The sequence below is a fragment of the Pseudomonas sp. TE3911 genome, from assembly GCF_054062775.1.
This window is the reverse complement of record NZ_JBSSFP010000001.1, coordinates 5,704,333-5,722,595: the sequence shown is the minus strand read 5'-3', so window position 1 is coordinate 5,722,595 and position 18,263 is coordinate 5,704,333. Positions and strand designations below refer to the sequence as shown.

20 protein-coding genes are annotated in these 18,263 nt (G+C 53.6%); 5 read left to right on the top strand and 15 right to left on the bottom strand.

The window, feature by feature from the left end; translation table 11 throughout:
* Positions 1–6: 6 nt before the first annotated feature.
* The 4 genes from ACVWXD_RS25915 to ACVWXD_RS25900 all read right to left on the bottom strand — a co-directional run bounded on the left by ACVWXD_RS25915 (position 7) and on the right by ACVWXD_RS25900 (position 3,266).
* The gene (locus ACVWXD_RS25915) at positions 7–570 is read right to left on the bottom strand and encodes a hypothetical protein (RefSeq protein WP_330724237.1); all 564 of its coding nucleotides are present in this window, start codon (positions 568–570) and stop codon (positions 7–9) included.
* A gap of 16 nt (positions 571–586) precedes the next feature.
* Complete coding sequence (locus ACVWXD_RS25910; RefSeq protein WP_457371483.1) at positions 587–1,342, bottom strand: hypothetical protein; 756 nt, start codon at positions 1,340–1,342, stop codon at positions 587–589.
* Entirely contained in the window at positions 1,339–2,268 is a 930-nt protein-coding gene (locus ACVWXD_RS25905; protein ID WP_457371482.1) for a hypothetical protein, read from the bottom strand. The genes ACVWXD_RS25910 and ACVWXD_RS25905 overlap by 4 nt, the downstream gene beginning before the upstream one ends.
* A gap of 293 nt (positions 2,269–2,561) precedes the next feature.
* Positions 2,562–3,266, bottom strand: a complete 705-nt coding sequence (locus tag ACVWXD_RS25900; protein WP_457371481.1) for a helix-turn-helix domain-containing protein — start codon at positions 3,264–3,266, stop codon at positions 2,562–2,564.
* On the opposite strand from ACVWXD_RS25900, the gene ACVWXD_RS25895 reads away from it, so the two are divergent.
* Both ACVWXD_RS25895 and ACVWXD_RS25890 read left to right on the top strand, forming a co-directional pair.
* A complete protein-coding gene (locus tag ACVWXD_RS25895; protein ID WP_457371480.1) occupies positions 3,265–4,479 on the top strand; it encodes a nucleoside triphosphate pyrophosphohydrolase family protein in 1,215 nt (404 codons plus the stop codon). The genes ACVWXD_RS25900 and ACVWXD_RS25895 overlap by 2 nt on opposite strands.
* Complete coding sequence (locus ACVWXD_RS25890; RefSeq protein ID WP_330724231.1) at positions 4,476–5,147, top strand: uracil-DNA glycosylase; 672 nt, start codon at positions 4,476–4,478, stop codon at positions 5,145–5,147. The genes ACVWXD_RS25895 and ACVWXD_RS25890 overlap by 4 nt, the downstream gene beginning before the upstream one ends.
* Here ACVWXD_RS25890 and ACVWXD_RS25885 read toward each other — a convergent pair.
* From ACVWXD_RS25885 to ACVWXD_RS25865, 5 genes are read right to left on the bottom strand one after another with little or no spacing between them, the layout of a single operon-like run.
* Complete coding sequence (locus ACVWXD_RS25885; protein WP_457371479.1) at positions 5,144–5,941, bottom strand: hypothetical protein; 798 nt, start codon at positions 5,939–5,941, stop codon at positions 5,144–5,146. The two genes, ACVWXD_RS25890 and ACVWXD_RS25885, sit on opposite strands and share 4 nt — an antisense overlap.
* Positions 5,919–6,569, bottom strand: coding sequence for a C1 family peptidase (locus ACVWXD_RS25880; RefSeq protein WP_457371478.1), 651 nt, complete (start codon positions 6,567–6,569; stop codon positions 5,919–5,921). Before ACVWXD_RS25880 ends, ACVWXD_RS25885 begins: the two co-directional genes overlap by 23 nt.
* Positions 6,566–7,585 (bottom strand): ImmA/IrrE family metallo-endopeptidase, encoded by a 1,020-nt coding sequence (locus ACVWXD_RS25875; RefSeq protein WP_457371477.1) that lies wholly within the window; start codon positions 7,583–7,585, stop codon positions 6,566–6,568. The genes ACVWXD_RS25880 and ACVWXD_RS25875 overlap by 4 nt, the downstream gene beginning before the upstream one ends.
* Positions 7,586–7,588: 3 nt before the next feature.
* A complete protein-coding gene (locus ACVWXD_RS25870; RefSeq protein ID WP_330724227.1) occupies positions 7,589–7,945 on the bottom strand; it encodes a helix-turn-helix transcriptional regulator in 357 nt (118 codons plus the stop codon).
* Positions 7,942–8,214 (bottom strand): hypothetical protein, encoded by a 273-nt coding sequence (locus tag ACVWXD_RS25865; protein WP_330724226.1) that lies wholly within the window; start codon positions 8,212–8,214, stop codon positions 7,942–7,944. Before ACVWXD_RS25865 ends, ACVWXD_RS25870 begins: the two co-directional genes overlap by 4 nt.
* 245 nt (positions 8,215–8,459) lie before the next feature.
* Here ACVWXD_RS25865 and ACVWXD_RS25860 point away from each other — a divergent pair, with 245 nt between their 5' ends.
* The 3 genes from ACVWXD_RS25860 to ACVWXD_RS25850 all read left to right on the top strand — a co-directional run bounded on the left by ACVWXD_RS25860 (position 8,460) and on the right by ACVWXD_RS25850 (position 11,457).
* Positions 8,460–8,807, top strand: coding sequence for a hypothetical protein (locus ACVWXD_RS25860; protein WP_457371476.1), 348 nt, complete (start codon positions 8,460–8,462; stop codon positions 8,805–8,807).
* Between the two features lie 81 nt (positions 8,808–8,888).
* Positions 8,889–9,509 carry a DUF6037 family protein gene (locus ACVWXD_RS25855; protein WP_457371475.1) on the top strand — a complete coding sequence of 207 codons (621 nt, stop codon included), beginning with the start codon at positions 8,889–8,891 and terminating at the stop codon, positions 9,507–9,509.
* A 187-nt stretch (positions 9,510–9,696) separates the two neighbouring features.
* Positions 9,697–11,457, top strand: a complete 1,761-nt coding sequence (locus ACVWXD_RS25850) for a hypothetical protein (RefSeq protein ID WP_457371474.1) — start codon at positions 9,697–9,699, stop codon at positions 11,455–11,457.
* A gap of 35 nt (positions 11,458–11,492) precedes the next feature.
* On the opposite strand, the gene ACVWXD_RS25845 is transcribed toward ACVWXD_RS25850, so the two are convergent.
* The 6 genes from ACVWXD_RS25845 to ACVWXD_RS25820 all read right to left on the bottom strand — a co-directional run bounded on the left by ACVWXD_RS25845 (position 11,493) and on the right by ACVWXD_RS25820 (position 18,250).
* Positions 11,493–12,239 (bottom strand): hypothetical protein, encoded by a 747-nt coding sequence (locus tag ACVWXD_RS25845; RefSeq protein WP_457371473.1) that lies wholly within the window; start codon positions 12,237–12,239, stop codon positions 11,493–11,495.
* A 432-nt stretch (positions 12,240–12,671) separates the two neighbouring features.
* Entirely contained in the window at positions 12,672–13,538 is an 867-nt protein-coding gene (locus tag ACVWXD_RS25840; RefSeq protein ID WP_457371472.1) for a hypothetical protein, read from the bottom strand.
* A gap of 596 nt (positions 13,539–14,134) precedes the next feature.
* Positions 14,135–15,253: a TniQ family protein gene (locus tag ACVWXD_RS25835; RefSeq protein WP_457371471.1), complete on the bottom strand. Its 1,119-nt coding sequence runs from the start codon at positions 15,251–15,253 to the stop codon at positions 14,135–14,137.
* Positions 15,205–16,098, bottom strand: a complete 894-nt coding sequence (locus ACVWXD_RS25830) for a TniB family NTP-binding protein (protein ID WP_457371470.1) — start codon at positions 16,096–16,098, stop codon at positions 15,205–15,207. The genes ACVWXD_RS25835 and ACVWXD_RS25830 overlap by 49 nt, the downstream gene beginning before the upstream one ends.
* Positions 16,095–18,008, bottom strand: coding sequence for a Mu transposase C-terminal domain-containing protein (locus ACVWXD_RS25825; protein WP_457371469.1), 1,914 nt, complete (start codon positions 18,006–18,008; stop codon positions 16,095–16,097). The genes ACVWXD_RS25830 and ACVWXD_RS25825 overlap by 4 nt, the downstream gene beginning before the upstream one ends.
* The gene (locus ACVWXD_RS25820; protein ID WP_457371607.1) at positions 18,005–18,250 is read right to left on the bottom strand and encodes a hypothetical protein; all 246 of its coding nucleotides are present in this window, start codon (positions 18,248–18,250) and stop codon (positions 18,005–18,007) included. Before ACVWXD_RS25820 ends, ACVWXD_RS25825 begins: the two co-directional genes overlap by 4 nt.
* Between the last annotated feature and the right edge of the window lie 13 nt (positions 18,251–18,263).

Genomic DNA, 18,263 nt, shown 5'->3' with positions numbered 1-18,263 from the left:
CTAGTATCAGGAAGCCGCCGGGGTCATCCTTTTGGCCAGCACGAACTGTACATATTTGCGCAGAGGCTCGACCTTTTTGTCGAGCTTCTCGTACTCGCCAAAATGCTTGGTCCCTACGATGTCGGCGTGAGCTTTATCCTTTGGCCGCGCTGTGTCATAGACGCGAAATGCCAGACTCTGACAATCTGGAAATTTCACATCCCTCACTTGGTGAACCTTCAGGGTCACAGTGCCCAGGGAACGCAATTCTGGGTGCCTTTCGGGATTTCGGGCTCTCTTGTCCGTGTCGATCTTCGAGCAGAAGGCCAACACCTCCTCCAGCTTTTGAATCCCTAGCCGGGTAACTGATAGCCCTTGAGTAAACGCGCGATCAAACACTTTGTGGGTGATGGTCCCATCCGGCGCCGCGTGGTGCGGATGACTGACACACGCGGCTATATCCTCCCCGTCATCAACAGGGCGGGGGGAATCTTTACTAACCGTTCGGTCAGGGAGTGAACAGCCGTGCGGACACGTCAGCAGAACACTGACGCGCTCTGCAAACTTATCGACATGGCCACCAGGCTTCATTGCCGCAAGGCAATTGCTACAAATGGGAGTATATGTCATCCGTGAAATACTTAATCAGGTATTGGGTCAAGTCACTGTCTAATTCATCGGACGGGCTTGTGCCGCCTTTGATGTACTCTTCACCTTCGGTAATGAAGAATGAATACTCGGCACCACCGTCGAAATCTGCCGAGATGTAGCGGGCATCACTATTCCATACTACCGCAACGGAACCGTCGCCACCCATTGCCAAGCCGGGGACCTGTATTCTTTGACATTGCACACGTTCCAAGAACGCTTCAACCTGCTGCGCGACTAGCGCAGAGGCCGGCAAACCACCATACCCGTCCCAACCTTCCTGCTCTTCTACAAATACCTGAAGACGATTGAACGCGTAACTATAATCAGGTAGCGAGTCATGATTGGGGATTTGCAATGTAAGTTGCGTGTGACCGCCATAAATGAAGGCGCGAAGTTGGTGCTCCTCCTTGAGAGCAGCGACTGTACGACTGATATTCAGATGGAGAATATATTGTTCGTATAAAGCGGCAGAACGTAATGAGCTCTCAAACAACTTCATGAACATAGTCAGCAGCATGTCGCGAGGCCAGCCGGCATCTGCAGCTTTACAATTTACTGTTCTATGATGAGACATTAGCGCATAGCCAGACGCAGCAACCTCCCCCAGATAGCCGCCGTCGTAATAAGTAGACTTCAAGGTATGCGACGACTTGTGGGACTCACGCCAAAACGTCGGCTCTGGCTTCATAACAGTAGAAAGAACGGTATTCATATCGTCCTCCTGGCATCATCCACCAGTCCGATGGCTTCTGCGGTGTCTTTGTTCAGAACGGTTGCCAAAAGCGCTTTATTTATATCATGCAGATGCTCGTACCTTTCGAACAATTCTGACAGCGACAAAGAAACGTTCGACTCAGGGTGGAAGTTGTACTGATGCATAGTGCGGACATGCAACATCCTCCCTCCCTCATCCTGAACCTTGGAAACGTTCAAGTTCACCAATAATTTTTCAATTTCAGATTCATGGTGATCATCAAAGTACCCCTCATCCACATGCCAAAGCCCGTGCGCCTTGAAGATGCGTCGAGGCAGCGAATCACATTCGAGGTCCAACACATCATCAAGACGGCCGGTAAACGCTTCAAGGCTAAAAATGTTGGAAACCCTGAATTCAATTGAACTCAAGGTTACATGTTTGATAATTTCATCGAAGAAAACGGCAAAATACTCCAGCGCCTGCGCTTTTGTCTTTTCCCAGCCGTCGTACTTAGCATGTACCGAAAACGTAAAGCCTTCGTTGTTGATAATGACTTCGGCATGTTTAACATCGAAGGGCCCATCCTGATCTTCGTTGTCATCAAACAATATTGCAAACAGCCCACCGTCATCTGCTGGCGAGGATAGGGCTGCGGAAGTTGGGCCAACACTCGCTTTAATTTCCGAAGTGCTGACCGCAAATCTTCGCGGCAACGAGTTCGCAATGCCGTCGCCCAATGACGCCAGCTTGCTCATGGTCTGGGCATCCAGCGGCGAAGCCCAGTCAAATCCCATACTCAAACGCTCAACGGCATGAAACAGCCCGTTGGAGAGCGGAGTGACTGAGGCTTGGGGAAATTTTCGCAACATTGACGGTGTTTGATCCATGGTCGAGCGAGTCCGTTCACATAACCCTGCATCATGCAGGAGAGCTTCATTCACCAGCTTTGCCGGTGGGCCTGACTCTAGGACGCCTAATGACGTAATTTGTTCGTCTCCTGCCAGGCAGTGTAGACGCAACCACGATGCATTTGATGCTTTATTGATAAGCCTAGGCAGCTCTTAGTGATGGCAAATAGCCATCTCCACAATCAAATTGCCGGTAGCTTACGATTTGCCATCAAGACTGTCCAGATAAGGGATCCGATTTTCTCGAACACTAACAGGATCAGCACTTGATAGCGTATCGATATCATTAAGCGCCCCTGGCTGGCAAGCAGTGCACAGCGCGAGTCCTACCTTACATGCCCGCCTGCAAGCGCCATTTCAACCCCCTCCAAGAAATGCCGAATCACCCCTTCGCTCTGCGGCCACGAGCGGATCAACGCCTGAACCTGGTCCACCACGCTCTCGGATCCAACGGGAGTGATCCCAGCCGCACTGGAGATGTGCAAGAAATCGCAGATTTTTTGCAAATTCTTACTCAGCAGTTTGCAATCACCCCGCTCCATCTTGGATATCTGGGTGTAGTGAACTCCGGTCCTCTCTTGGAGGTGCTTTAGGGTCAACCCCTTCCGCTTGCGCACCGCTTTTACACATTTTCCGAGCTCAGAAGCATTCATTTTGATTGAATATTTTGCTAAGTGTGTGCAAAATATTTGCACATTTTTCTCTCCAAGGCGAGCGCCATGACGGTTTATGTTGATGCAGAAGGGATCAAATGGCGCGGTCGTGAGTGGAGCCATCTGGTCGCCGACTCTTTGGGAGAATTGCATGCCTTCGCCGATAAGCTCGGTCTGAAACGTACCTGGTTCCAGTCCAAGACGCTCTACCCACACTATGATGTAACCAAGTCTGTCAGGACGCGGGCACTGGCACTGGGAGCGCACGGCGCTGATAGAGAGAAAATTGTCAGTTGCGCAAGGCAGATGCGATCCGAGATGATCCAAGCTCATCGAGATGCCCAATCTGGCATCTGACAATGGAAAGGGAGCTTCCATGCCGGTACCAATTCCGCAACTACCCTCGCTGTCGATCCCTCAATACCGACTGAAAGCTGGCGGCACCAACCAGTTCCAAACAGATGAAGGCGGTTACCAGAAGCTGAAGTTCGGCTACTTCGGTGAAGTGGGAGGGCTACTCTCCGCTGTCAAAAAGGTTGGTCGTGACCGTCTGGCAGCTTCCGTCAACGACTTGGCTGCAGAGGAGCTGGGAGACGCGCTGTGGTATCTGATCAACATCGCGGCATCTGTCGATGTCGGCCCGGATGAAATAGGTGCAAGCTGCATCGCATATCTGCGTTCGGAGTTTGGGGAAAGCGAGAAGCCCCCTATCCTGCCCGTGACTTTCCGGCACATTGACAGCCTCATGGAAATGCGCAGAAGCCCGGACAATGTCGACCGCTCCACTCAGCTTGCCAGGTTGGCGAACCGAGCAGGTGTGCTAGCCGAGGTTTCGTTTAACTCTATGCGCGCCTTGGCTCCCGCAGCCCGTAGCCTGAATCTCGGCATTCATTTGGCAGAGCTGGCCATAGCCTGTGCCAGTTTCGATCTGAGATTCGAGGATGTGGCCCGGAGCAACATCGACAAAATACTCAGCCGATGGCCGGATGACGAAGCCGTTTATCCCCCAGCGTTTGATCTCAAGTGCCCTGATCATGAACAATTCCCCGACGAATTGGCCATGGAGTTCAATGAGCGAGGCACCCGCGAGAACGGCTATGTGGTTCAGAGCCTGAAGGGTGTTTTCATTGGGGATCGACTCACAGACAACAGTAACGAGCCGGACGACTACCGCTTCCACGATGTATTCCATCTTGCCTACGTTGCGTTCTTAGGCTGGTCGCCAGTATTGCGCGCACTGCTTAAACGCAAGCGCAAGTCTGACCCCAAGAAAGACGAGAACGAAGACGGTGCCCGCGCGATGATCATCGAGGAAGGCATCGCAACCTGGATCTTCAACCATGCCAAGAGTCGCAAGTTTTATATCGAGGCCAACCCAGGCGCGCTGGATTACAGCGTGCTAAAACAGATTGAAAGCATGGTCGAAGGCTACGAGGTCGAGGCGTGCAAGCTTTGGCAGTGGGAAAAAGCGATCCTGACCGGATTTCAGATTTTCCGCGAATTGCAGAAGCACAGAGGCGGAACTGTACATATCAACGTGCAAGAGCACACCATGCACTTTGAACCTTTAGAAAAGAAAGAGCAGCCATGAACCCTACCGCCTTTGTGAATGCCCTGTCTGAACTGCAATTGGACAACGTGTTCAATCCCTACGCTGACAAGTGTCCCGTCCATGACCGAAGCGATGCCGTCGCTGCACGCCGGCGCAATCTGCGAGGCTATCTGAAGGCCGCGACCGATATCGGTGTCGACACCATCTGGATGGGAAGAGATCTGGGCTATCGCGGCGGGCGACGGACTGGGCTTGCGCTCACCGATGAATTTCACCTGCCGGAGATGATGCAGCGCTACCCTGGCTCGAGCTTCAAGCAGGCAACGGTCGGCCCTGCGGTGGTCGAGCGCACCGCCTCCGAAATCTGGTCAGTGCTCAGAGCACTCGCGCTTCCACCGCTCCTGTGGAACGTTTTCCCGTTTCATCCGCACGAGCCAGGCAATCCATTCACCAACCGCAAGTTCACCGCGCGCGAACTGCAGAAGGTAGACCTGCTCAATGAGACGCTGATCAAGTGGCTCGGTGTGCGTCGGGTTGTGGCCATTGGCGGGGATGCCTATAACTACGCAAGCCGTTTTGACGTCGAAGTCGTTGCCATCCGCCACCCCAGCTACGGCGGTATCAAGGACTTCCGCAATGGGATGAGTGCCCTGTACAACATCCCAGTGGAAACGTTTAGCTCGAAGCGACAGGGTTCGCTGTTCTAGTCAGGGAACGCTGCGAGCATCTGCTTAGCGGCCTTCGCACCGCCCAGCGATTCCACATCCAGATAGGCATGCGTTGCGATGCAGGTCAGAACTCCTCTGTCGAATTCGGACTGATCACTGACAAACTTATGCAGGTTGCTCAGCCCGATCAGGTTGCCCAAAGCTCTCTGACCATACCAATGAGACCGATACACCGCTGTCAGATCCAGCTTGTCGCCGGTCACCTTGAAACTGATATGGCTTAGGCACGGCATATTCATCGGCTTGTTTCGATCGGCAGCAGGGTCATACAGCGGCAACTCAAACCCGAATCCGTCGTCATGGATGTCGTATTCGACATCCACCACACCCAGCTCGTAGACCGCCTGAAATCTGCGTCCAGTCTTGGAGGCCTGAAGCTTACGAACGATAACCTCCAGCGGATTGAAGACAGTCTTGCCGTCGCGACTGACTCTGCGCATCATTCGGTAAGCATAGGTGCCCCATGTCCCGCTTTTCATCCCTCGATCCATTGCGTTCAGATAAGACTCATAGAACGCCGGGCGCCCTTCTCGGCGGTACATCTCGTTCGGAAAAATGGTACCCGCGACCGTCTGCACGCTGAGGCCCGGCCAACGCTGACGGATTGCAGTATCGACTGCACCGATGACATCTCTGTCTTGCGCCTCCAGGGCCCCAGGCGATGTGATTTCTAACACTAGGTTTCGAGCCACATAATCTGGGCACGTCACCAGATAACGGGCCGCTGCCAGCCAGGCGGACACTACTCGGTCATGGTGAATCAGGACTGCCATGTTCCACTCCAAATGCGCACGTCGCATGCACAGCGATATATTCAGCCGAGATCCAAGCGTGACCCTGCTGGCCCCACTCTTCCCCCCAACTGTTGCGGATTAAAAACCAAACGCCGCCGAAAGCATCGACGCCCAGCCCAACTACGACCACCGCGTGCAGCATCGCTCCAGCGACGATTGAGCGGCTAAACGCGATGACTCCCTCGACTGGTGCATAGAACTCGTAGGTAAGCCTTAGGGCCAACCCAATCGACACACCCGCACGCAGGCTGTCGGCTAGTTCATCGACATCGGCGGTGAAGAAACGGATGGGGTGACCAAACAAAGTCACCGTTCCCGGGAGAGCCTCAAGAGGAACGACGGGCTCATCGGCCTGATAGGGAAAATCGGCTTCCAAAGCATGTCCAGCCTGCGAGGCTTCTGCGGCTGCAGCCGCCTGAACGCCGTCTCCAGGTTGCCAGCCAGGAATTCTCTGGATCGTGGCGCGATAGAAATACTCGGGCCCAAGATCATCATCAGCAAATCGTCGATTCAAATCAGTAACGGCGAAGGCTACGCAGGTGGGCCGGTTTCCCTGGTTTCTCGCTTTGACGGGGACACTGTCGACCAGACACTCGACTGCTATCACGACCCGGCAACCTCTCGAATCAACGCCCGTTTGGATTCGCGGGTGAGCCCTTCGGAGATCGGCTCAAAGTGAGTTCTGGACTGGAAAGAGGCGTCGCCGCCCTGCTTACCCATCCATGGGCGAACTTCGGAAAGCATAAGGGGATGGGGCTCTTCGACTGCCCGCTGTTTAGCCGTGAGCACATAGTCCAACGTTGGGTCTGCGCCGAACACAACGGCCTGCGGATCCACAGCCTGCGCAGTGACGAAAGGAGCCAGTGTGAAACCTTGATCGGCGACCTGTTCCACCGAATCCGCCTGCCACAGATAACCAGCGGACGCGCGGCTCTTAAGACGCACCACCAGGTGATCTTCCGGGCGCGGCTCCAGAACAGAGGATTGGTCTTTTTCGTCGAACAGCCAGACGTCCTTCGTGACGTCCGGCAACTGACCTTGAAGCAGTGACTGCTTGATTGCAGCAGGCTGTACTTTCAACAGCCCCTGGACGACATCAAATGTAAGGATATTGTGGCGGACCAACGACCAAGCCGCGGCCGAGTAACTGACCCCTAGACGAAGAGACATCTGATAAAGCACATGAGGGTTGGTCAGCGAAGCCTTATTCCACCCCTTACGCTTGCAAATGATGCCCAGCAGAGGTCGTGGGACCAGTAGGTGATAGCCGAAGGTTTCAGCCTCCTGCTCCATTACTTCGGCCTTGCCACCGTATTCGATGGTCTCGTCCAAGGCGCTCTGGTGCCCCAGGAAGTAATGCCCCAACTCATGAGCACAGGTCATGTGTATAAGGCCGGCGGGACGGGCTGAATTCACAAGGATCCCTGGACTTTCTTCTCGCATGAAAGCACCGAGAAGCTTTTCCATAGGACGCAACAGAACCGACACTCCCTCGTCTGCCGCAATACGAAAAGGGTCAATGCGAGTATAGCCGTCTTGCTCGATGCGCTCCATGGCGCGAGAGGACGCGAAGACCTCGGCAGCCACTTTGGCTGTCGCCATCGCAATGTCGCGTGCGGCCATCGTCTACTCCTTGCGAATACGCACAGACTGCTTCAAAAATTCAGCAAAGCGTGCGACTTCCTCTAGATCCTTATCGGACAAACCCTTCACTGCCCGCGCCAGGAATGCGAGCTGTTCAGGCCCGCTAGGAGCAGGCTCGATACCCGTCAAGAGGTATTCCCACGTTCGGCGGTACAGTTTCGCCAGCTTCCCCAGTTCGGTCGCCTCGACTTTTCTTGCGCCCAGCTCGATGTTGGTGATCGACGGACGGGACAGCCCCAAGGCTGTCGCCACTTCCTCTTGTGAGAGCCCTACATACTCGCGGGCCTGACGCAGGCGATCACCGAGATCATTGCGGTCCGAATGCGTCACGTCGGTCATTTCGGTACCTCTTTGAGATGCCGAAGAACTTTGTCGGTGATGTCGCTCACAAACTGGTCCTTCGAGTTATACCCGCCATGACGGATGATCAGCTCTACCGGCAGCTTGCGCTGCACCAGCTTGTCGATACCGACGAACGCATCGACAGCGGAAATGGAATCTAAAGGAGCCCCCAGTTCATCAGTAGATAAAGGGTCATCAATGATGTCCTGCGCCCGCTTGTCCCAGAAAGCACTCAGCAAAGTCTCAATTTGCGTCTTGATGTCCATCACGCACCGCTTGTAAGAAAATCGAACCAGGATAGTACGAAAACAATACTTCAATGCGTCGAGCTGTCAAGACATGCAGCTGCATCTTGGTGTCCGATAGTAACATTGGATCCCAAGGAAAAATCAAATTGCCATTATCAGCTGACGTCTTGCCCCCCCCAGAATAGAAAGGGTAACGACCTAGACGCTGTCGTATAATCGAGCACTTTACTGCGGGTGAGCCGCGGACTGCCCTGGACATCATTGTGGCGCTACTCATCCTGGACAAGCTCGCTCAAAACAATATCTGGGGCGGCAAGGAAAAAGGCTACATGTGGGCAACTGATATTCCGAAGGGCCGCGGTGTTGACGAAAAGTACGCACATCGTACTCCTCACGTGCTCAACCTTCTGCTGCAGCACGATCTGCTGATCAAGAAGCCCAGCCAGGGCAAATCGAAATATGCCCTCAATAGCCACCTCCGCACTGGTATAAACGCGATTCTGCGCGACAGAAAGCTTCCTGAAGACCTCAATCGACTACTTCAGCGTCATCCAGCTACCGAATCTGTGCGAGCGCTTGATCGGCTTGGTGATTATGAAGATACGCGATGAGCAGATCTGCGAGCGTGAAACGCTGGATTGCCGGCGTTTCTGGGCCCGTTGTTTTGAGATTACCGTTATGAGGGTACACCGTTGAGAATCACCAACCTTGAAATCTTGCACAGAAGCATGCTCGGTCAGTTGAATCAGTATGGAGAGCCGATTGAGCACCAAAGCTTTCGCAGCCAACACGGCGCTGTGGAGTTCGAGTGCATCTTTTCCACTGGCGAACGACCATACAAGCTCTCGATGGTCAGTCGTGGAACAGTGGCGCATCCTCAATCCGAATTTTTCCTATTTGACGTCAGTGAAACTTATGAGATCTCGAGCTATTTCCCCACGGAGGATTACAAGCGACTCGCAAATTTGCTGAGGACACGTAACGGCGAAGCATTCAATCGCCTGAACCCTAACGAGTTCCTTGCACAGCTGAACAACAACACTCCAACGATCGCTACCCATGCAGCGACACCGCGCTTGGACGTCCGGCTAGAAGCCCGGCCGGACATCACAGAAGATCAGGACAAGCGCTACTTCAGCCATTGGCGGCGGCCCAACAGAAGAGACAATGGAACTCCTGGACAGGTGTCCCTAGAAAATCGTCGCAAGACTGCCATGATCAGCTCAGCCGCCCTTGCCTACAGCGACCAGATTGGAAAATCTTCCTGCTGGAGCCCGATCCCGACCCAAGCGAATTGGCGCGAACATGATTGAATCCGACTGATGTGGGAGGCTGATTCCTCCAATCAGCTCATTGTTCGCAAACGACCACGACACCATCGCGACCTAGCCCAAGCTGGTGGATCTTTCCTACCACTTGCGGTGATTTCGACGCTAAAAGCAGGCCTGACCATCTGCTTATCCAGACGTCGTTCTGGCACCTGAAGACTTGGAGAGAGTTTTGTCCCTTCGCTTGAAACGAATTCCGCCTCGCGACAATTTATGTACTACCAACGATGGTGATGCGATCGGAATGGTTCACGGCACGGTGGTTGTGTGGTGGTACGAGCGTATCCGAGGGAATCCAAATGCCGCGTCGATCCCCATGGTGGATGTCGTCTTCCGCTATCTAGACAAGGATGATCGTTTAGCTGGCGTTACCGTGATCCCGATCGGCGTCGGTCGGCTGGGAAGTTTCCGCATCGGCACGATCTGGCAGAACGGTAAGTGCATCGCTGAGGTCGATTTCGGCCCAGTTGTCGAGTTTGTAGTCGACTTCACTGACGACCTATGGTCGTACCTGAGTATTCCGGGAAAACACAATTTTCAGTACCTCAAACAAGACCACGAAGTACGTCGCGTTAATACGGATGACGTGGTGAGTGATCTGCTCAACTTTCCACTCCCCAAAGAAAAAAACCTGCTCATTCCCTGCGTCGAATTTCTTTACCGTTGCTATGGGTCCACATCAGACATGGCAAGAGTCTTAGTGACCTACCCATGGCGAAAGGTTCTCGAGACCCTCTATGCGACATTTGAATATAAAGATCCTGAAACCTGGGCTGTCAGTCCTGCGCGAGGGATCCCTGACGAGGATGCGCTGTTCTTGGCCATGGTTCAGTACAACCTAAAAACTGAGCTCGCCGCCAAGAACCTGTACGCGCAACTCGACAACGCCCGAGCCCGAGGGAAGAACGAAACGAGTCTGCAGGTGCAACCTTGGTTTGAAGGTTCCGCACGGCTAAAAATGCGCGGTCGCTGGATCAATAATGGTACGACGTTCCTCTGCCTTGAAGTTCTGGGGATGAGCGAGCCACTGCATCACTCCTACGATATTCGACGTGAAAGCCGTTCAAAAGAGGATCCTGAGGAAACGGATACAGCCATTCCGTTGGTAAAAACCACAGTCGATGTCGACAAGCCTCAGGATCCATTCACGGTGACCGATCAACTGGAGCCCGGTGGTAACGCCGGCTCCTGGAGTAAACCGGACCCTACTTTCGCTAGGCTGGGGCCTGCTTGCCCTTACACGCGCACGCCGATTGAACGACGTTATGCAAACAAGGAGATAAAGGCTGTAGAGGTTACCCCCCCGTCCGAGTTTTCCGTGGGGGATCCCCAAGGCGGGCGTAATGGGGTCAGTCACATTGTTCATCGTGCAAGGCGCGTTATTGGCGATGGTGGAATCCTTGGCGCGCTATGGTCAGAACTCCTACACCTAAAAGAGTCATACGCCGGATTTACTAGCTTGGCCTGGTATTCGGAGGCGCAGGGATTTATAGAGATTCCTGAATTCAGACTGTACACGCTCAAACCCTTTGACGTAGACGAACGCGCTGATAACGGCGCACGAAGGTGGCTAAGGTACCCCGATAACGCAATTGGCTTGCGAGGCCTGCTGATCATTCGGGCAGTAATTGATGGGCGCACGTTTTACATCTTTGAATTGCAGCGCAAAAAGAAACGCAAAGGTGGTGTCTTTCGAGACGAGCAAATATCCGGTTTATCCATGAACATCGACGATCCTCAGCAAGCACACCAAGTCATTTCGATAGTCTGCGATAAGATCCGGAACGTGATGGGCAAGTTTTCAAAGTTGGAAGGGCTAGGTTCGCCAGTCAGTATCTTTCGGCACTTCAGTCACAATGGCACCTTCGCTGCAAACGTCACGATCCGCCGAGCGCTTGAGGACTTTAATCTTTATCTGCCACCTGAAATGTAGCTGCATCTGAGAGAAAGCATCAGGCGTTCTGAGTATCAGCGTTGATCTGGAGCTCCGGTACTCTCGGCCTTAACCCCCAGGACGGAGTTCTCTGAAGCAGCTGGGTTTGCAACGTGAGTTGGCAAGTCTCCCAGGATCACAGGATCCATCCAGTCGAGTTCAGATAGGCATACCCCGCAGATACTATCCCCACCACCTTCTTGATTGATGGGTTGATACACTTGGTGGCTCAATCCACAGGCATCGCATTCGCCCTGCTCTGCCCGAAACAGAACCACCAGTGATGGTTCTCCCGGCTCACGTGGGGGTAGTGACCAATGGGTGGCCCCCCATTGAGTTGCGTCCGCTACTGTAGTGGTCACTAGCTGAAACAACGGTGTCAGACGAAGTGGCTGTCCATTGCGCACCAAGGCGCGTAATGAGGCAAATTTTAGAAGGACTAATAGTTTGTCTCTGGCCGTACCCTCGAATTTCCAACCGCTTTCCTGCGCTCGCTCCAGCACGTTAAGGGCGTTCGCCACTTTTCGGTCGCTAATGAGTTCTTCGCAGAGCTTGCGAGCTTTACCGGCCTTTTTTGCGAGCTTTTGCAGCAGCACCTGAACAATCAGGGACGGCTCAAATTGAATAGAAGATTTGGTTCCATTGCATGCACTGCAAGCCGGCATCCAATTCTCGAACGAATTCACTTCGAAGGAATCGGCAAGGCCAAGACTCGTCTTCGCCGCGTCCAGGAGTGAAGGCTTGCCTAGAAGGTACTCGGGCAAAACATGGTCGACAACCATTGAGGTGAGGTCCACCGGGACTTGGCACAGGTAGCACTTCATGTCGTGAGCAAGGAAAATTGCGTACCGTTGCGCGTTAGAGAATCTATACATCGACATGGCAGACTTTTCTCACCTCCCTATGGCTGTTTCAACGGGTTTTAGATCCAATGCTCAGCGCTCGAATTCCGAACAAGTGCGAGCGCTATGCGACGGTTAACCGACTCGATCTTCAGTGAATCGCCAAGCCTACTATTCGCCGCAACAAGCATATCCGAAGAAGTCGATGATTGTACCCTCGCTGCCGTCGTCAGTTCTGAGCATCTCACGGCCATCTGCATTCACTTCAGCGGCACCTGCCTGAAGTATGGCTGGCAGGTGTGCCGATATACCATGCTTACAGCTGCTCGACTATCATCTCGCATGCATCGGATGGTCTTCATCCGACAGGCCTCATTGAGTAGGGGCAGCATTGAATGACGGCCGATCTGCCGGGCCGGGTACCCAGTACTGCTTGGCGTTCAAGCTCACACTGAATCCCGACTGGTTTTCATAAGCTTCAGGGACATAGACCATCGTTTTCTTGTTCACCCTTGCTACCCCGTGCAGAAGCATCAATGCCGTCTTGATCCAGGCACGCTCGAATGACTCTCCTTCAGCTGCGCTTTCATACAATGCAAGCATCTCGGCTTCTAACTTATGTGTACGCGCCCGCGTTTTGGCCAGCGCATTCACCTTGATAGACAGGCTGAAGCCGTGAGTCCCGTTCAAATAGCCGATAAATCCTTGTGCGGAAGCAGCCTGCCCAGGTGTGTGGGTAAGAAGGGCCGTCACCGACTTCTGAGTGGGCAATGCGTCAAAGAGAGGGGACGTTGCTGCCAGCAGATTGAAAGCAGCCCTCAGCGACATGCGAACAGATCGTATCGTTGTACGCCCCTCCGCCAGCTTCTTCTGAAGATAAGATCGGTAGCCAGTAATTGCATCACCCGCCTCTCCTGCAGGAACCGACTCGATCATCTCATCGATAAGACGCTTGTCGGAATGCTCCTCCCTCATCGCTGCGTCAGGCTCGACGCCGTACCGGAGCTTCAACCACGACATAGGCGTCTGCATTCGGCGCAGACCGTCAGCCGTGAAATGCTCAAGCAACGAAACGTAGGAGGGTATGCCTGCTGAAATCGTGTCCAGATAATTGAAAAATGCTAGATAGCTTTTGAGCTTACGGCTAGCCGCACGGGCTCCCATCTTATCTTTCAGCCACTGGCAAAAGTCGGCGAATTGTTGACGTGTTGAGGCTTGCTCGAAACTTTCGACAAGCATGTCAGCCCGTCGGTTAAAACTGGCCTCCCGAGCACAATCATCGCATTGTTTTCCTCGTCCGGCAGGCATGGGATTTTCGCAGGTCTGGCAAAGACTTTGGCCTACCTCGGTGCAGAGCTTGCAGCGCTTGCGCCCATCTTCCCCTTCGATCAGGAACCTATGATGTCGGCACTCAGGGCACGTAGCAGCGCCTTCCCGAACACACTTGGGACAAAAACGAAGATCAGGATCGATGCTCAACACCCGCGTGAGTCGTGTGGACAGATCACCACATTTTTCACAAGGCTCAGGATCATGGTAGTAATGAGCACAGCTGTTACATGCTGGACCATAGGCAGTCATCAACCCCACTGGCTTACCGACCTTTTGACACCGAACGCATGGAGCCGAGGCTTCGCAACGCCGGCACACTGCGTTTGGATCAAGTCGGGGTATCGGGAGCCTGGCATAGTTACCGCAGTCTCGGCAGAGCCTGCGCTTAAATAGCCGCGCATAGCAGGTGCTGCAGTAGCTCTGCCCTTTGTGAATCCGATGGACTTTTTTCCCAACGCACAGGCATTCGTCACGAGGCTGTCGGGCTGAGGGCGCAGCACTGGTCATCTTTGAAACTTCCTGAGCAGGCGATTCCATCTCATCAATACGCTTGAGGGAGAACGAGGCGCATCGGGGTGGAGATGGCCCCCGACGCCCTTGTGCGACACTTTGAGCACAGCTGCAAGACCTTTTAAGGCTGCGGGCAGATGAGACGCACGCGGCATCAGTAGCGAAGACCTGACCTCTTCCTGAGCGGCAGCATCCATCAGTATGTCCGGACCTACCTGCACCATATTCCAGACATCGGAAAGTAAACTGGAACGCTCTGAGGGGTTAAGCAGCTCAAATCGCAGCCCGGTAGCCGGCTGACGCAGCATGTCAAGATTGACGTTCAGCCGGTAGAAAAAAGCTGAAGTACATGGGCTGCTCGAACGAGCTCCGCTGCGCAATATACCAAGCATCCAATGGGCAAGCTCTAACCATGCGCGAAGATCTAGTTGTGTATCCCCATAACTCTGTGTTCGCTCCGCAAAAAGCCCGTCAGTGACCTCTTGAAACCTTGCTGCATGTGGCAACGCCTGATCAACCGGCGCCGAACTCAACCTGTACCCACATCGATGACAGTGACCTATCTCTTTCCGAGGCTGAGTAACCAGATGCGGGCATAACGGGGCGTGGCAGCAGCCGCAGCGATCCAAGAGGGTCACTTCATGAATGGGGCAGCATGTATGCCAGGCAAGCCTGCTCTGGATAGGGAAGAAGGGTTCACGTTCTGCAAAACACAGAGGGCAGTACTGCAAGCCACCACACCTTCGACGATTTCGAGCACCCAGGCAGAGAAACCAGAGAGCAGCACCATCAGGAAAAGACGTTCTGTCTGCAACAGATCGGTACACCGGCAGTAACGTTGAAGCGTGCAGTACATCCGTCGGCATGCCGGATAACCTGCCCAATGTATCAAGACGATCTGCGCTCAATCTTCGATCGGGGTCACTGCACCAGATCCGGTACCCAGGCCAGGCATCATTGGTAAGGGTCGTAGGGTCGCAACCATGCCTGAGGGCGCACCTCACCAGCCACGAAGAGATGATCTCGTCCTCAAGTAGCGGCGGTACGAATGGCCATACCGCATCTACAGAATACGTACACGCGTGCCATCTGCATTGGTTGGACGCATCCATGAGTTTCTCTCGAGGAGCGAGCGGTCGATCACTTCAGCACCGGTTTTGATGGCTTCCTTGGCGCACTCGCGTAACAGATATTCAATGTTGCCTGTGATTCCTGCCGAGATCGTATAAATCAGCTTGGTGAGGTCAGGGCTGTAAAGCTTGGACGGCATTTTAAGCGGAAGCACCGATTCAAATGATTTCAAGAATCGTTGAAGATCCGCATTAGGTGTCCATACGGGCAATGCTACGACCTCAAAACGGCTGGCGTATTGAGCATCGAGCATCAACAACTGTGAGGCGTTTCGGGTACCGACGAGCACCAGCGGAATATGCAAGGTGTTCGAGAGCATTTTGATCTCGTTCATCACGTCCGACGCCTTGCGCGGTGACCCATTATTAGCCGTATGGATCTCATCGATGATGAGCATCCGTGTGCGAGCTCCTCGTAACAGATGGAAGGCTTGATCTCGAAGCTTAGGCAATGGGGCTGCCGGATTATGTGGAGCCCAGAATTCCCTCAGGATCGCGTTGTAGAGCTCTCGCTCGTCGGGTTTGTGAATTTCTACACACATGACTGGGCGAACGCTGACGGCGTCATCACTGATGTAGGGCTTGCCAGTTGTATCCTTGAAACGTGTGACGACCGAGGTCTTACCGGAGTTGGAATCCCCCACCAGTAAAAGATTGGGCATACGAGTTCGTTCCGGTATCCGAAGCAGGCCGTCCAGAATGGCCCTAAGCTTGTTAGCCGCTTGATAGTCAATCCAGCGTGGCTCCTCCAAAAAATCGAGGCGTTCAAGATCTGTCTTGAGCAAAACCTCTCTGAATTGTGAAGCAATGTGCGGATAGTCGGTCACCAAACATCTCCAAATGTATCTACGTCATCAATGGATAGCATTTCCGAAAGGTCCGCGGTTTTCGGCGGCAATACTGGAACATCCGGCTTAGGACGAGCGGGCGTGGTTTGCTTCGCGTTGTTGGTGCGTTTTTGAGTGCTCTTGCGTGCAGCTTTAGTCCGCGCAGCCGCCTCAGCCTCCTGCTGACGGTTTTCTTCAAGCAATCGCTGGATAAGCTCATGATCCAGAGCATCGCGACCCATCTGCTTTGCTTTTTTCTTGGCGGCAACGTATTCACTCACCGAAGCGCCGGGGTAACGGCCACGCAGTATCGGGATCTCGAAATACTCTCGAAGACCAGGGTCGTAGAACCAGATGCGGTTGATGTCTCGCGGATCTCGCCGGAACAGAAACTTGCGAGGCTTTTTCGTCGCGTGATCAAGCGCTCCGACATAGGGCCTAAGCGCTTCTGCGTAATACATCGCATCCATTTCAACGCCATCTGGACGGATCGTCCGGCGGACTGCTGGCAGAAAATCAAGCTGAAAAGACCAAGGGTCAACCACGCGAGGAGGAAGCGGCAGGAGAGGATTGCTGTCCTTGTCACCGAAAAATGCGGTGTTCCATTTGGTGATCGGAGAACATTCAATTCCTTCGTGGTATTTGTTGTTGTACACAATAATGTTTCTGACTAAGCGCTCCTCATACTCCGCAAAGGTATAGGTCGACTTGTCCTCCGAATCGTATTCACTCCGCTCGCCAGGATTACTGAATGTTGCGCCCCTATCTCTCTTGGCCATACCCGCGAACGTGCCCATCAAACGCTCAATCTTGGCCCCCCAGTGTGGATTTTTCTTGGGTCTAAATTCCCGCTTGATGCCATGAAGGACACACGACTGAATGAGGCTGTGAGTATGGAAGTCTGCGCCGTTATCGCTATGCAAGGTGCTCATTTTGCCCCACACCGGCCATGATGCGTCTACGTTGTGGTGCGCGAGCCATCGCTCTTTGGGCAATATGGAATGAACGACACACATTGCAACCGACACTGCGGAAGGTGCGTCCATCGAGAAGTAGTATCCGGTGACCATTCGCGTGTAAACGCATATGGCGAGCGTCAGCCATGGGCGACCAATCGGACGTCGATGTACGTCGTCGACGAGTATGACATCCATCGGTGTGTGATCTATCTGAACAATCTGCAACGGGAAATCAGTATGCAGACCACCTGGCCGAGGATCATATTTGTTGCCCGCCAGCTCAATGTCGCCGCGCTTACGCAGCCGAATACGATCAGGAATTTTGTGGATGCGGGCTTGGATGGTGGTGATGTTGGGGGGCTGTAGCTTCAGTGCTCTGCAGCGGCGGCGAACTTCCTCACTTGTCGCTTTCACGTTTGGCTTTTGCTCGGTTAGATAGTACTCCTCGAGCGTCTTGGAAATGACTTGTTCAACCTGTTCGGAAATCCGTGATCGGCCCATGCTCCACCCACGCTTCAAAGGAACGAGGGCGATGATTTCGCCTTGTTCCTTATAGCGCTTCAACCAGCGATAAACGGTTACCACGTCTACGCCAGCAGCTTGAGCCTGTTTCTCGACGGCTTTGCGAGATTGGCCTTCGATGCCGAGCAAAGGAGAAATGAAAGAGTAACGTTTCTGAGCAGTAGCCCACTCTTCGGCCCCCAACTCTTCGAGGTCGTAGTCAGCGTAGGCTCCCCGAACTTTGCTGCCTAGGAACGGCTTAAGTTCGGCGATTGGCATGACTGCGGCGCGGCCACTTTCCACGTTGATCCCCAGTACTGACTGAAAGTCGAGCACCTGAGTGATGCGAAACGTCTCCATCTGGTGGCAAACCAGCCCACCTGGCATGACGTTTACCAGTGAGCGGTCAAGCTTGGTACCACTAGGTTCTGCGCTAGAAAGTTGGTTCATTGCGGCACCATGACTTCAAGCGAGTCGTCCAAGCACTCAGAGATGTCGCAGTCCAGTCGACGATTGGCGATCAAATGAAAGATATGCGACTTCCCCAACGCCTCAGCACCATTGAAGTGAAGCGTCGCCAGATACTGCACGGTGGCAATGCCCATCAGCGAAACCGTTTGGATGATCGCGTCCAGGTCTACCTCCTCGTAACCAGCACTCCTGAAACGCTCCAAGTACTGGATGTTTTTCAAGGACTGTCCTCGG

Bases quoted from the DNA above. Each gene is read 5' to 3' on its own strand.
- ACVWXD_RS25915 (WP_330724237.1), bottom strand. From the start codon at position 570: ATGAAGCCTGGTGGCCATGTCGATAAGTTTGCAGAGCGCGTCAGTGTT.
- ACVWXD_RS25910 (WP_457371483.1), bottom strand. From the start codon at position 1,342: ATGAATACCGTTCTTTCTACTGTTATGAAGCCAGAGCCGACGTTTTGG.
- ACVWXD_RS25895 (WP_457371480.1), top strand. From the start codon at position 3,265: ATGCCGGTACCAATTCCGCAACTACCCTCGCTGTCGATCCCTCAATAC.
- ACVWXD_RS25900 (WP_457371481.1), bottom strand. From the start codon at position 3,266: ATGGAAGCTCCCTTTCCATTGTCAGATGCCAGATTGGGCATCTCGATG.
- ACVWXD_RS25890 (WP_330724231.1), top strand. From the start codon at position 4,476: ATGAACCCTACCGCCTTTGTGAATGCCCTGTCTGAACTGCAATTGGAC.
- ACVWXD_RS25885 (WP_457371479.1), bottom strand. From the start codon at position 5,941: ATGGCAGTCCTGATTCACCATGACCGAGTAGTGTCCGCCTGGCTGGCA.
- ACVWXD_RS25875 (WP_457371477.1), bottom strand. From the start codon at position 7,585: ATGGCCGCACGCGACATTGCGATGGCGACAGCCAAAGTGGCTGCCGAG.
- ACVWXD_RS25870 (WP_330724227.1), bottom strand. From the start codon at position 7,945: ATGACCGACGTGACGCATTCGGACCGCAATGATCTCGGTGATCGCCTG.
- ACVWXD_RS25865 (WP_330724226.1), bottom strand. From the start codon at position 8,214: ATGGACATCAAGACGCAAATTGAGACTTTGCTGAGTGCTTTCTGGGAC.
- ACVWXD_RS25845 (WP_457371473.1), bottom strand. From the start codon at position 12,239: ATGGTTGTCGACCATGTTTTGCCCGAGTACCTTCTAGGCAAGCCTTCA.
- ACVWXD_RS25840 (WP_457371472.1), bottom strand. From the start codon at position 13,538: ATGCTTGTCGAAAGTTTCGAGCAAGCCTCAACACGTCAACAATTCGCC.
- ACVWXD_RS25835 (WP_457371471.1), bottom strand. From the start codon at position 15,253: ATGGATGCGTCCAACCAATGCAGATGGCACGCGTGTACGTATTCTGTA.
- ACVWXD_RS25825 (WP_457371469.1), bottom strand. From the start codon at position 18,008: ATGAACCAACTTTCTAGCGCAGAACCTAGTGGTACCAAGCTTGACCGC.